The 11942-nt window shown below is 35.7% G+C and carries 11 protein-coding genes; 1 reads left to right on the top strand and 10 read right to left on the bottom strand.

Annotated features, from left to right (window positions below; translation table 11 throughout):
- Nucleotides 1–4 precede the first annotated feature (4 nt).
- Nucleotides 5–3154, bottom strand: coding sequence for a type I restriction endonuclease subunit R (locus tag EHW90_RS07905; RefSeq protein WP_124952282.1), 3150 nt, complete (start codon nt 3152–3154; stop codon nt 5–7).
- 156 nt (nt 3155–3310) lie between these two features.
- Between EHW90_RS07905 and EHW90_RS07910 the strand changes: the two genes are divergently transcribed.
- Nucleotides 3311–3904: a restriction endonuclease subunit S gene (locus EHW90_RS07910; RefSeq protein ID WP_124952283.1), complete on the top strand. Its 594-nt coding sequence runs from the start codon at nt 3311–3313 to the stop codon at nt 3902–3904.
- Here the strand turns inward: EHW90_RS07910 and EHW90_RS07915 are convergent.
- The 9 genes from EHW90_RS07915 to EHW90_RS07955 all read right to left on the bottom strand — a co-directional run bounded on the left by EHW90_RS07915 (nt 3901) and on the right by EHW90_RS07955 (nt 11918).
- The gene (locus EHW90_RS07915; protein WP_124952284.1) at nt 3901–4581 is read right to left on the bottom strand and encodes a restriction endonuclease subunit S; all 681 of its coding nucleotides are present in this window, start codon (nt 4579–4581) and stop codon (nt 3901–3903) included. The two genes, EHW90_RS07910 and EHW90_RS07915, sit on opposite strands and share 4 nt — an antisense overlap.
- Before the next feature lie 13 nt (nt 4582–4594).
- Nucleotides 4595–5578: a site-specific tyrosine recombinase/integron integrase gene (gene xerA / locus EHW90_RS07920; protein WP_124952285.1), complete on the bottom strand. Its 984-nt coding sequence runs from the start codon at nt 5576–5578 to the stop codon at nt 4595–4597.
- Nucleotides 5579–5660: 82 nt separating this feature from the next.
- Nucleotides 5661–6266, bottom strand: coding sequence for a protein adenylyltransferase Fic (gene fic, locus EHW90_RS07925; RefSeq protein ID WP_124952286.1), 606 nt, complete (start codon nt 6264–6266; stop codon nt 5661–5663).
- Between the two features lie 138 nt (nt 6267–6404).
- A complete protein-coding gene (locus EHW90_RS07930; protein ID WP_124952287.1) occupies nt 6405–7526 on the bottom strand; it encodes a restriction endonuclease subunit S in 1122 nt (373 codons plus the stop codon).
- Nucleotides 7516–9048, bottom strand: a complete 1533-nt coding sequence (locus tag EHW90_RS07935) for a type I restriction-modification system subunit M (RefSeq protein ID WP_124952288.1) — start codon at nt 9046–9048, stop codon at nt 7516–7518. The genes EHW90_RS07930 and EHW90_RS07935 overlap by 11 nt, the downstream gene beginning before the upstream one ends.
- Nucleotides 9049–9167: 119 nt before the next feature.
- A complete protein-coding gene (locus tag EHW90_RS07940; RefSeq protein ID WP_124952289.1) occupies nt 9168–10127 on the bottom strand; it encodes a DUF4846 domain-containing protein in 960 nt (319 codons plus the stop codon).
- Nucleotides 10128–10171: 44 nt separating this feature from the next.
- On the bottom strand, nt 10172–10789 hold the full coding sequence (locus EHW90_RS07945) for an SAP domain-containing protein (RefSeq protein ID WP_124952290.1): 618 nt from the start codon (nt 10787–10789) through the stop codon (nt 10172–10174).
- 77 nt (nt 10790–10866) lie between these two features.
- Nucleotides 10867–11277, bottom strand: a complete 411-nt coding sequence (locus EHW90_RS07950) for a GNAT family N-acetyltransferase (protein ID WP_124952291.1) — start codon at nt 11275–11277, stop codon at nt 10867–10869.
- A 116-nt stretch (nt 11278–11393) separates the two neighbouring features.
- A complete protein-coding gene (locus EHW90_RS07955) occupies nt 11394–11918 on the bottom strand; it encodes a GNAT family N-acetyltransferase (protein ID WP_124952292.1) in 525 nt (174 codons plus the stop codon).
- Nucleotides 11919–11942: the final 24 nt, after the last annotated feature.

Genomic DNA, 11942 nt, shown 5'->3' on the forward strand with positions numbered 1-11942 from the left:
ATACTTAAAAACTGTATTTTGTCTTTTCTTCCGCCACCATTGGTAACGTATCATCTGTATTATCGGAGTAGCTGTAAATATTGTGATTTTCTTCAAAGCTGTTATTGTCCGTCCAAAGCTCACACTGTGTCATAACAGTCTGAACGGCATCTTCCATTCCCTCAGGTGGATATTTGTGTTTCTTTAAAAGCTTTTTAATGAGCATACGCATTTTTGCTCTTGCGGATTCTCGCTTCTGCCAGTCAATTGTCTTATTTTTTCTAAGCGTTTCCGTCAGCTCTTTTGTTATTGCAATCAGCTCTTCATTTTCATAGAAATCCTTAATTGCCTGCGGTTTTGTCAATGCATCATAAAATGCAAGCTCGTCAGCATTCAGACCAAGTTTGTTACCTTCTTTTTGGTCAGCCGCTATCTGTTTTGCAAGTTTGAGCATTTCCTCTATAACCTCTTCATTAGACAGCATTCCGTTTAGATAAGAGTTGATAGCCCTTTGCATAATATCGCTGAATTTCTCCGACTTAACCACATTTGTTCTACGATAAACAGAGACCTGCTCTGCAATCAACTTCTTCAGCAACTCTACTGCAAGATTTTTCTCTTTCATATTAGCTACTTCCTGAAGAAACTTCGGATCAAACAAAGAAAACTCCTCTTTAATATCCGAGAACAGATTTATCACACCGTCGCTTTTAATACTCTGCTTAAGTAGCTCATTTATCCTTGCATTCATTTCAGGTAATGATATCTTTTTTCCTACACCGGTAACGGTAAGTCTGATAACAAGCACTCTGACCGCCTCAAAGAAAGCCGCTTCAAATCTACTTTCTTCATCAATCAAGGATGAACAAAGTGACAGTGCTTGATGAAGCATAAGAGCTTCCTTTACAAATGAGTCTTTATCATCAACCTTTTCTCTACCGATAATAAAATTTACAGCACCGCTGATAGCTTTTGCTCTTTCAAGATCTGTACCGTTCTTAAATTTTGAATAATCATATCCATGAAATTTATCACGGCACACTGCAAGCTTCTCCATAAACTTAGGATATGCAACCTTTGCTACATCTGTATCTCCGTAATTCTTTTTATCTCTGGATGTATAATCATTCATCGCCCGTTTCAATGCGGTAGCAATACCTACATAATCGACAACAAGACCACCTTCCTTGTCACGGAAAACACGGTTTACACGTGCAATCGCCTGCATCAAATTGTGTCCTGCCATAGGTTTGTATACATACATAGTAGCAAGAGAAGGCACATCAAATCCTGTCAGCCACATATCAACAACTATGGCAATCTTCATAGGGCTGTTGTTATCTTTGAACTTCTTTGCAAGTTCATCCCTGTGATGCTTGTTTCCGATAATCTGTCTCCATTCCTCCGGATCATTATTTCCGGAAGTCATAACAACTCCTACCTTCTCAGTCCAATCAGGGTGTAATTCCAGAATCCGCTTATAAATCTTCATAGCAATAGGACGTGAATATGCTACAATCATAGCCTTTCCTGTAAGAAGATTTTCTCGATTATTCTCATAATGTTCAAGGATATCACAAACAAGTGAATCTATTGTATTGTCATTTCCAAGTACCGCTTCCATCTGACCAAGCTCTCGCTTGCTCTTCTCAATTACTTCTTCATCTGCATTAAGAGCCATCAAATCATACTCTGCATCAATCTTATCCAATATCTCTTGATCCAGGTTCAACTTTATAACACGGCTCTCATAATACACCGGTCTGGTTGCGCCGTCTTCAACAGCCTGTGTCATATCGTATATATCTATGTAATCACCAAAAACCTCACGGGTACTTCTGTCTTTAGAAGAAATAGGTGTACCTGTAAATCCTATATACGTAGCATTAGGCAGTGAATTTCGAATAATTCTTGCTGTGCCGATAACTCGCTTTGCCTCTTCCTTACCGGCATCGTTCTTTACAATCTTAATTTTCTCTGCAAGTCCATACTGACCCCTATGTGCCTCATCTGCCATAACTATAATATTATTACGTTCAGAAAGCGGCTCATCAGACTCCTCAAATTTCTGCATGGTAGTAAAGATAATACCGTTTGCCTGCCTTCCGGCAAGCAAAGTTTTTAAATTTTCCCTACTTTCTGCCTGCATAGGAGCTTGTCTCAAAAAGTCTTTACACTTTGCAAACTGCCCATAGAGCTGATCATCCAAGTCATTTCTATCTGTAAGCACAACAATTGTCGGGCTATCCAACGCTTCCTGCAATAAATGAGCATAAAACACCATTGAAAGTGATTTCCCACTTCCCTGTGTATGCCAAAAAACACCACCTTTTCCGTCAGTTATAGTAGCCTTCTTTGTTGACTCAACAGCTTTTCTTACCGCAAAATACTGATGGTATCCTGCCAATATTTTAAAACTGCTAACACCCTCATTTGAAAAACATATAAAGTTTTTTATAATATCAAGTAGTCTTTCTTTTTGAAAAATCCCCTCAAAGAAAGTATCAAACTGTGCATATTGGGTGTTTTCATAATCTCCATCTTTGGTTTTCCATTCCATAAAACGGTCTTCCCCTGAAGTGATTGTACCTGCTTTGGAAGTCAGCTGATCACTCATAACACATATAGCGTTATAAACAAACATGGAAGGAATCTCTTGCATGTAGTTGCGTAGCTGTCTATAAGCTTCGGAAGCATCAGTTTCTTCACGTGACGGAGACTTAAGTTCAACTAATACGACCGGCAGACCGTTCAAAAACAGAATAATGTCCGGACGTTTGTTACTGTTCTCAATAAAAGTCCACTGATTAGCTATTATAAATGAATTGTTTTCTACATTTTTATAATCAACAAGGTATACAATCGCAGAGCGATCTTCTCCATCTGCAAAATACCTTACAGATATACCGTTTTGTAAATAGTCCATAAAAACAGCATTTTTTTGAACCAACTCACCGTTTTCAATATTTTTCAGTTTATATATTGCTTCCACAATAGCGTCCTCAGGTAAATCCCTGTTCAAATTGCGCAGTGAATCTATCAAAACATCCTCATATAACGGACTGTAGAAATCTCTTTCAATATCAGGACCATATATATATTCATATCTCAAGGTGTTTTGAAACAATTCTATTATTGAGTTTTCGTAGTCAGCTTCGGTGTATAATCCGGACATAAAACTCTCCTTTAATTTCATAATATATAAAATAATAATTGAGCAAGTCGCAGACTTGCGATACTTATTGACCGCAGATCAATAAGATAATTTACATTCATACATAATATGTAAAACAATAATTTAGAGCAGCAAGCTCAGTCTATATATAAGCAAATGTTTATTGATAATGCAAGTTCAGACTGGACGGAAGGCATATTGAGTGACATAGCTGATATTACAATGGGACAGTCTCCAAGCAGCAGTAGCTATAACGAAGATAGAAATGGTATAATTTTCTTCCAAGGTCGTGCCGAATTTGGATTCAGATTTCCGACTGTGCGACTTTATACAACTGAACCAAAGCGAATGGCTTGTACAAATGACACATTAATGAGTGTTCGAGCGCCTGTTGGAGACTTAAATGTTGCTCATACAGATTGCTGTATTGGGCGAGGACTTGCAGCTATTCATTCAAAGGATAATCATCAAGCTTTTGTACTATACACAATGTTTTCCCTCAAAAAGCAGTTAGATGTTTTTAATGGAGAAGGCACTGTATTTGGATCAATTAACAGAATTTCGCTAAATAAAATGCCTCTCCTCATACCATCAAGTGAAAAGCTTGATGAATTTGAAGCGTTAGTTTCTCCAATAGATGCTGCTATTCGCAATAATTACGATGAAATCTGTTATTTAAAGCAGCTTCGTGATTCATTATTACCCAAACTTATGTCCGGCGAACTTGATGTCTCCAACATCGACTTTTAAGCGGCTAATAGACTCGAAAACTGCTCCGCAGTTTCCTCGTTACCGCCTCTGTCAGACACCTTGCCGTCCGTATGCAAGCATTCGTCCGTCTTCGGTGTCTGCCTACGCTGCTTCGCAGCTATCCGTGCATAACACGGATGAGGCGGTAAATTATTGTTTATCACTAAATTATTATCAATTTTTTTTTCAATACTTGATAAAACACTTACAATTCTCTTTTGTGTTTCTCTATCTGGTAAAAAAACTCTCATTGAAGCAAGTTCAGATGAAAATGTTATTTGCGGAAATGTTCCAGAACGGGTTTCTGCCAAGTGTTGTAATTCATCAATTACACAATTAGATTTCAGCAAAGCGAAAAGGTATTCAGGCAATACTGTATCGTTATGTCGTAAGACCATAAGTTTGGTTGACGCTATATAATTTGAGGTGTTTTCAAAGTCAACAAAAGCAAATCTTTTATTAGCCGGTCTTATTTCAGAATACAGAATATCATCTTTCTTAAATGTCTTTTTAAACTGACCTTTCAGATTTTTATTGGCAACCGTTTCATGATTCATAACTTTCCCTTCCAAAACATCTGATGTGTTAATAAGAACAACATATTCATCTTTTCCTTTGTAGGTATCTGAAATCGTATTACACAAATCTCCAATTGTACACTCAACCCATTCAGCCATAAACTTTTCCTCCCTATCCAATATATTTCCTATGAGCAATTTTTACATTGCTTTGTTTTACCATTGCGTACTGCAAGGTCGTATCTATCTTTCTATGCCCTAAAAGCTGCTGAAGTTGCTCAATGGGCATTCCTTTATCTATCGCCATAGTTGCAAGGGTACGCCTGAATTTGTGCGGATGTACCTTTTGCAACCCTAATTTCTTCCCATATTCCCTTAATCTTACTTCAACTCCACCTATTTCCAGCCTTTTATGAGGCTCTTTCAATGATACAAACAGAGCCGGGTTATCATCTATTCTACTGTTAAGATAATTCTGCAAGTGAATCTTTGTTCTTGCATCAAAATAAACAACTCTCTCTTTACTGCCTTTGCCGAACACAATACATTCTCTCTCGTTGAAATCAATATCATTTCTGTTAAGCAACACCATTTCACCTACACGCATACCGGTTGATGCAAGAATATCTATTATTGCTAAATCTCTTAGTTCTGTGCAATTATCACGCATAAGTTCTAAAGCTTCATCTGAATAGGTCTCTTTTATGTTTGTACCGGTTTTAACTTTATGTATACGTCTTACCGGACTTTTCAGTATGTAGTCCTCATCCTCCAACCAAGCAAAGAAACTTGAAAGAATACGGCGGATATTGTCTATTGTAACTTTACTTGATTTTTTCTTTTCCTGATATTCTGTCAGGTATCCCCTAATGTCGTCTGTAACTATATGTTTGACATCTTTTTGTAGTTCATCAAGCATAGCTTCAATCGTAGCCTTGTAGTATTTAAGAGACTTTTCGGAACAACCCTCTATGCGTTTTGCCGATAAGAACAGTTCTACAAAGTTTTGCTTTGAAACTTTCCCTTGTTTTTGCTTTTCTCTTATCTCATAGTCTGCAAAGACATATTGCAAAACCTCCTGCAACTTTTCGTTTTGTGCGTTGTTCAAATATGGCAACATTCCTTGAACAATATCATTTATTAAGTTTTGTTTCATCGTCATTTCTCCTTTTTTATTGAGAACTGACAAGCAACGGCTGTTCTTTAAATTGACTTCTGCCGCTGATAGAAGTTTTTAGTTACAAATCACTTGTCTTAAATGTAAAATAGTCTTCGTAATAATAGCTGTGGTCAATACCTTTCATATAAATCTCACGGTCATTGATTTTTTCTGTCAGTGCTTGCTTTAATATATATTTGATTTCAATAGTTTTAACGGGACTGCGTTCCATAGCAGAAAGGTAATCCTCCTTATCTACAAGACTCCAATCAACAACTTGACCTAACTCTTTTTTCAAAATCAAATCAAGCCAAATTCTTGTACTTCTGCCATTTCCCTCACGAAAAGGGTGTGCAACATTCATTTCTACATATTTTTCTATAATTTCATCATATGTTGACTGTGGCATTTTTTCGATATTTTCAAGAGATGCTCTCAAATACATAAGCGGAGCAAAACGGAAATTACCTTTTGCAATATTAACAGTTCTTATTTGTCCGGCGAAATCATAAATCTGATCAAATAAATATTTGTGTATTTCAGCTAGTGATTTAAAAGTTCCATGTTCAAGATTATCCAAGTATCCGCTTTCAAAGAGTTCTATTGCTCTTTTTTTACTAATTTTTTCTTCAGCTTTAGCTAATTCTACCGAATCAGTAATGCCAAGTTTATTCTCTAATGTCATAGCAACTTCCCTTTCTATATTTTTATGATAGTTATGATATACAATAATTGAGCAAGTCGTAGACTTGCGACGCTTATTGACCGCAGGGCAATAAGATAGTTTAGACTCTGAACAGCAGGTAAACAATAATTTAGTGGCTTAAAGGTCAATGTCTGATATATCAAGTTCACCGGACATCAATTTAGGTAAAAGAGTATCTCGTATTGTTGCAAGTCTGTCATTTTCAGCTCTTAGTATTCGTATCTGAGAGAAGATAGGCTGAATTATTGAATCAAAAGATTGAATTTCAGTTGTTGATGGTATTACTACAGGTAATTTATTGAGATTAGCTTGACTAATCTTTGGTTGAACTGCACCAGTGACAATTGACTGCACATTTGTCATGCTGAAAAGTAAATATAATATTTCTACAGAGTATCCATTTTTCCCAGTAATAATGTGAGCGTGATTGTTTACCCAGAACTTTCCCTCAACATATTGTAATACTGGAAAGCCCTTATTATCTATCACTGTGCCATCTTCACCAATCAGAAGATATACTCCATCAAATAAGTATCTATCAACGTAATCCATTACAGAAGTAGCACCATAATATGGATATATTTTTTCTAAGTAAGTACGCTCACGACTTGATAGTGGGACTCTCTTAGAATCATGGAATTTTATGATTTCAGACACTGTTCCCACATGCCATTCGTTAGGCATAATGCCATCAAAAGTCGTCATGTCTATAAAGCGATTTTTGTACATAAGTCGTGCATGCTCTAATAAATTATTGTTTATCGCAGTATTGAGTTCAATCTTATCGTCTATCATTTCCAAATATCTAGCAATTCTCTTTTGTTCTTCTACATCTTCCGGAATATCAACTTCCAAGCTGTTAATATCATTTCTGTTCACTGAGCCAAATACTGTACCACTCTCTTTTTTTAGCAAATGTGAAACATAATATTTCATCATATAGAACAAAAAACTTTGATTTCCATTCTTCATTCTCAATGAACAAACACCACGACCTAAACACATATCCACTGGAGTAATATTAAGTGCTCCAACAGGTGCTCTAACACTCATTATCACATCTCCGGCTTTAGCAAATTTCGTCACTACCGTTGTGTAAGTATCAAAAGTAGGATATTTAAATCCAAATGTTCTATTTCCTTGCAAAAAAGGGTACCCATTCTTTTCTGTGTTATAGTATTCAGATTTAGGCGATTGTCCCATTGTTACATCTACAATTTCTTCTAACCTATATTTCATACCCAATCGCCCCCAATTTCTTTCTTATCTCTTCTTCCAATTCATGGGACTTTTTAAACATATCAGAAAGCTCAGATGTTAATCTTGCCATTTTTTCCTCAAACGGCTCTCCATCATCTTCCTGCTCTTCAATACCTACATATCGACCCGGTGTTAATATATAATCTTGCTTTGCTATATCTTCTATTGAAGCTATAGCACAAAATCCTTTCTTTTCCTCCAATACTCCATTTTGAAAATCCTCAAATGTTTTTGCTAATAAATCAATATCTCCAAGGCTACCGCCTTCCTGAACTCCTTCTGTGAAATCTCTATGTTTTCTATCAACCATATAACCCATTTTTCTGGCATCAATAAATAGAGTCTTTCCTTTTTGCTTTTTATTCTTAGTGATAAACCACAATGTTACAGGAATAGTCACACTATAAAAAAGCTGTGTAGGTAAAGCTACAATACCCTCGACTAAATCATCTTCTATGATTTTCCTTCTTATTTCTCCTTCTCCTGAGGTTTGAGATGATAAAGCACCGTTCGCAAGTACCAAACCTATTTTACCGTTCGGTGCTAAGTGATGGATCATATGTTGTATCCATGCATAGTTTGCATTTCCTGCCGGCGGCATTCCATACTTCCATCTGACATCGTCCTTCAATTTATCGGCTCCCCAATTTGACAAATTAAATGGCGGATTTGCCATAATAAAATCCGATTTTAATGTCTTATGAAGATCATTAAAAAATGTATCTGCATGGTAAGCACCGAAGTTTGCATCAATTCCTCTTATTGCCATATTCATTTTTGCCATTTTCCATGTATCTGCATTGGACTCCTGACCATAAACAGAAATATTTCCTCTGTTATCACTATGAGCCTGTACAAATTTTTCACTCTGTACGAACATACCGCCACTTCCCATACATGGATCATATACTCGACAATTATCAAAAGGCTTCAAAATTGCAACAATTGTTTTTACAATACTTGAAGGTGTATAAAACTCTCCGCCCTTTGTTCCCTCGTATGCTGCAAACTGAGCAATACAATACTCATAAGTCCTACCAAGTAAATCCTTGCCGGCCTCTGTACCGTCCATTTTTATTTCATTGGTAAACAGATCTACAACTTCTCCAAGTACTCTTTTATCTAAATCGGGATTTGCATAGTTTTTAGGTAAAACATTCTTAAGTGTCGTATTCTCTTTTTCAATAGCTCTCATAGCATCATCAATTACTGTGCCTATTTCAGGTGTATGAGCTTCCGATGCAATTTTACTCCATCTAGCCTCTTCAGGCACAAAGAAAATGTTTTCTTCTGCATATGCATCCCTATCATCTTCAAAGCCGTCACCTTCTTTTACCAATTCATCATAACGTCTTTCGAATGCACTTGATATATAGCGAAGAAAAATAAGGCCTACGATAACTTTTCTATATTCTGCTGCAGGAATATGTCCCCATAGAACACAAGCAGCATCCCAAATTTGCTTTTCAAAACCAATGTTTGTATTATTTTTTCCGGCCATTATTTATTCTCCATCCCATTTAAATTCTATCATATTGTTTAAACTCTTAATTAACATATTCTATCATATTCGTGAGCATTAAAATAGTGTATATTATAAATGTATACAAACTCCTACTGCTAATCTAAATAATTTAATCTCCTTAAGCTTCCTTCATCAAAAGTATAATTCTGTGTTCTGAAAGGATACTTAACCTCACTTTGATAATACCACGGGTCTTCACTGTGAGCAGGATTTTTGATTATATGAAAGCTTTGTGCCGGCATAAATCCCTGTGCAAGTAAAAATGCCTTTTCTCCGGACTCATTTTCACAGATATCCGCTACCATCACCACATGCCCGGGACTTCCTCCCTTTATAAAAATATCTCCCACCTTAAGTTGTGATATATCTATCGGTCTTGCTTCTTTTTCCATAGAAAGTGTAGATGAATACGCAAATACAATTCTTAGATACTTTTTAAATGTCTCTTCACTGTTATTGGCATCAGTCTTCTTTTCCCAATATGGCTTGTCATCTGAAAACTTCACTCTGTACCCCTGTTTCCAATGATTATAATCACATACAAAGCCGTCTACAAACTTAAAACTTATTTTATCCTCATTTCCGCTCTTATACAGATATTCGGCATATATTCTCATAATACTGTCTGCACACTGCTGCAAATCCTCTTCTCCTACTTCCATAGAAAATACTGCGGCGTGACCGTCTCCGCTCTTTTCTCTCTTATCAAAGTAATACACAGGAGTACCGTCAGGCTCAAGCGGATAATTCCCTATAAAATCTGCAAAGCTTCCCTCAGACGCTTCCACTCTTTTATATCCCTCCGGCGTAATAAAACGGGTAAAAAGCGTATTCCCCTCAGGATTTATAAAATCAGAAAGTTGTACAGCACTTTCCTTGGAACTTTCTTTAGTGCTGTCATTATCAATAGCTTTAGCAGAAGTACTGTCTTCGGTAATTTTACTTTCTGTTTCCTTGCTTGTGATGGTATTCATATTTTTACTCTTACAACCCCAACATATGCAAGCCATCATAATAAGCAGTAAATAAAATTTATTTCTCTTCATAAAATTCATCAATGTCTGTATACCCCCTTTCAAACTCTTAAAATCAGATTTATTTACTTTAAGTACTCCTCTATTTTGTCTTTATATTTTTTTAAAAGTTCCCTTGAATAAACTTTTTCATTTTTTGAGTCTCTAACTTCTTTCCAAAGGGTAGCTGCAGCTTTTAACTTATCAGAATAATTATTACTACATTCATCTAAACAAAAATCTTTTAGGAACTGATTCCATTGACAAGCTGAATTATCATACTTAGCGTAATCTGATTCACCATAATATACTTTCAACATATCTTGCATCGTAAAGCTTAAATCATTTTCGGCTTTTACTTTTCTCCAAGCTGTTGCCATATCAGCATTAAATTTAAATGTATTAACACCTGTTACAGCAGAAAAATAATCTCTAAATTTTTGGTTAAAGGAAAATCCACATTCAAGCAATGGCGTATTTAAATTTATCGATTCAGTTTGATTTTTGTTTACTTTCCTTACAGATTTTTCCACTCTATTTCCCTTAAAAAATTGTTCTATAATTAAGTTCAGTTCTTGCTTTGTGCATCTATATTCCAGCCCAAGAGATTTACAAATTTGTGAAAGTTCTTCTCGATACCAATAATATCTGTTAAATTCTTCAAATGATTTTATATCTTTAAAATCCGGTCTGATATCTTTCATCATCACTCCTCTATAAATACTGATTTATCTATAATATTTATCATAGTAAATAATCCAATTCAAAACTACATTTCAAATCACAACTCTTTTGTATAATAGTACCTCTCCCCTGTATAAGGATATTTTTTCAATGCAAACACCTCTTTATAACCATGTTTTTTATAAAATTTCGGTGCTTGAAAATTAAAAGTATCAACAAATGAATACTTACAGCCTCTATTTCTTGACTCATTTTCCGCCGTTTCTAAGATCTTTGAGCCTATTCCTTGTCCACGTAAATCATCACTGACATACAGATATTCAATCTCAAGCCAATTACCGAAAGTCTCCGCTACCATTCCCGCAACTAAATTCCCATCTTCATCTTCCAAATAAATATTAAGTGGTTCGCTTTTAGACGGTTCTCTATTGGATCTGTTGTATGCTCTGACTAAATTTGCCAGTTCTTGAGTTCTTTTCGATTCAATATTTTCTAATTTCAATTTCATATTTTATATATCTCTTATTGTTTTTATAATTCGATTTTTAAAATTCTAATTACCGGACTTAGTAAACTGGGATTTGTTTGTACAATGTTCAAGATATAACTATTATTATGTCTTGATTAGAGTAGAAACTCATATAAGAGGAACTTCCTCGGTACTCCAATATCAACATATGTGATTTCAACCTTATCCACATACTTAAATCCAAACGACATATACATTTTCTGTGGAATATCATTTCCCTCTATGCAATCAAGACGAATTGATTTAAGGTTTCTTTCCCTTGCTGTGTCTATTGCGTGTTGAACTAACTGCTTCGAGTATCCACGACCTCCATATTCCGGAAGGACACGCAAGGCATGAAGAACTACTGTATCGTTATCATTTGCATCAATAAGCCATTTAACTGCGTGATACGCCTCATCACGATCATGATTCATAATATACGCCGCAATAATTCGACCATCTTCAATACCGATAAACTGATTTCTCTCTTTGATTGCATCTTTGATCATTTCATCTGGAGGGAAACCACCTTTATCTCCCTCCGGCAGAAAATCTTTTCCGCTCAAAACTTTACACATACCGTCATAAAACTGTCGCAATTCTATAAAATTTTTCTCTTCTGCATATCTGATAATCATAGAAATCTATCCCTCCAACTTCTT

The sequence above is a fragment of the Lachnoanaerobaculum orale genome, assembly GCF_003862485.1.
In the GTDB taxonomy this organism is placed as follows: Bacteria; Bacillota; Clostridia; order Lachnospirales; family Lachnospiraceae; genus Lachnoanaerobaculum; species Lachnoanaerobaculum orale.

What these genes read in the sequence shown, in the direction of transcription:
- EHW90_RS07905 (WP_124952282.1), bottom strand. Translation starts at nt 3,154, where the DNA reads ATGTCCGGATTATACACCGAAGCTGACTACGAAAACTCAATAATAGAA.
- EHW90_RS07910 (WP_124952283.1), top strand. Translation starts at nt 3,311, where the DNA reads ATGTTTATTGATAATGCAAGTTCAGACTGGACGGAAGGCATATTGAGT.
- EHW90_RS07915 (WP_124952284.1), bottom strand. Translation starts at nt 4,581, where the DNA reads ATGGCTGAATGGGTTGAGTGTACAATTGGAGATTTGTGTAATACGATT.
- xerA (WP_124952285.1), bottom strand. Translation starts at nt 5,578, where the DNA reads ATGAAACAAAACTTAATAAATGATATTGTTCAAGGAATGTTGCCATAT.
- fic (WP_124952286.1), bottom strand. Translation starts at nt 6,266, where the DNA reads ATGACATTAGAGAATAAACTTGGCATTACTGATTCGGTAGAATTAGCT.
- EHW90_RS07930 (WP_124952287.1), bottom strand. Translation starts at nt 7,526, where the DNA reads ATGAAATATAGGTTAGAAGAAATTGTAGATGTAACAATGGGACAATCG.
- EHW90_RS07935 (WP_124952288.1), bottom strand. Translation starts at nt 9,048, where the DNA reads ATGGCCGGAAAAAATAATACAAACATTGGTTTTGAAAAGCAAATTTGG.
- EHW90_RS07940 (WP_124952289.1), bottom strand. Translation starts at nt 10,127, where the DNA reads ATGAATTTTATGAAGAGAAATAAATTTTATTTACTGCTTATTATGATG.
- EHW90_RS07945 (WP_124952290.1), bottom strand. Translation starts at nt 10,789, where the DNA reads ATGAAAGATATCAGACCGGATTTTAAAGATATAAAATCATTTGAAGAA.
- EHW90_RS07950 (WP_124952291.1), bottom strand. Translation starts at nt 11,277, where the DNA reads ATGAAATTGAAATTAGAAAATATTGAATCGAAAAGAACTCAAGAACTG.
- EHW90_RS07955 (WP_124952292.1), bottom strand. Translation starts at nt 11,918, where the DNA reads ATGATTATCAGATATGCAGAAGAGAAAAATTTTATAGAATTGCGACAG.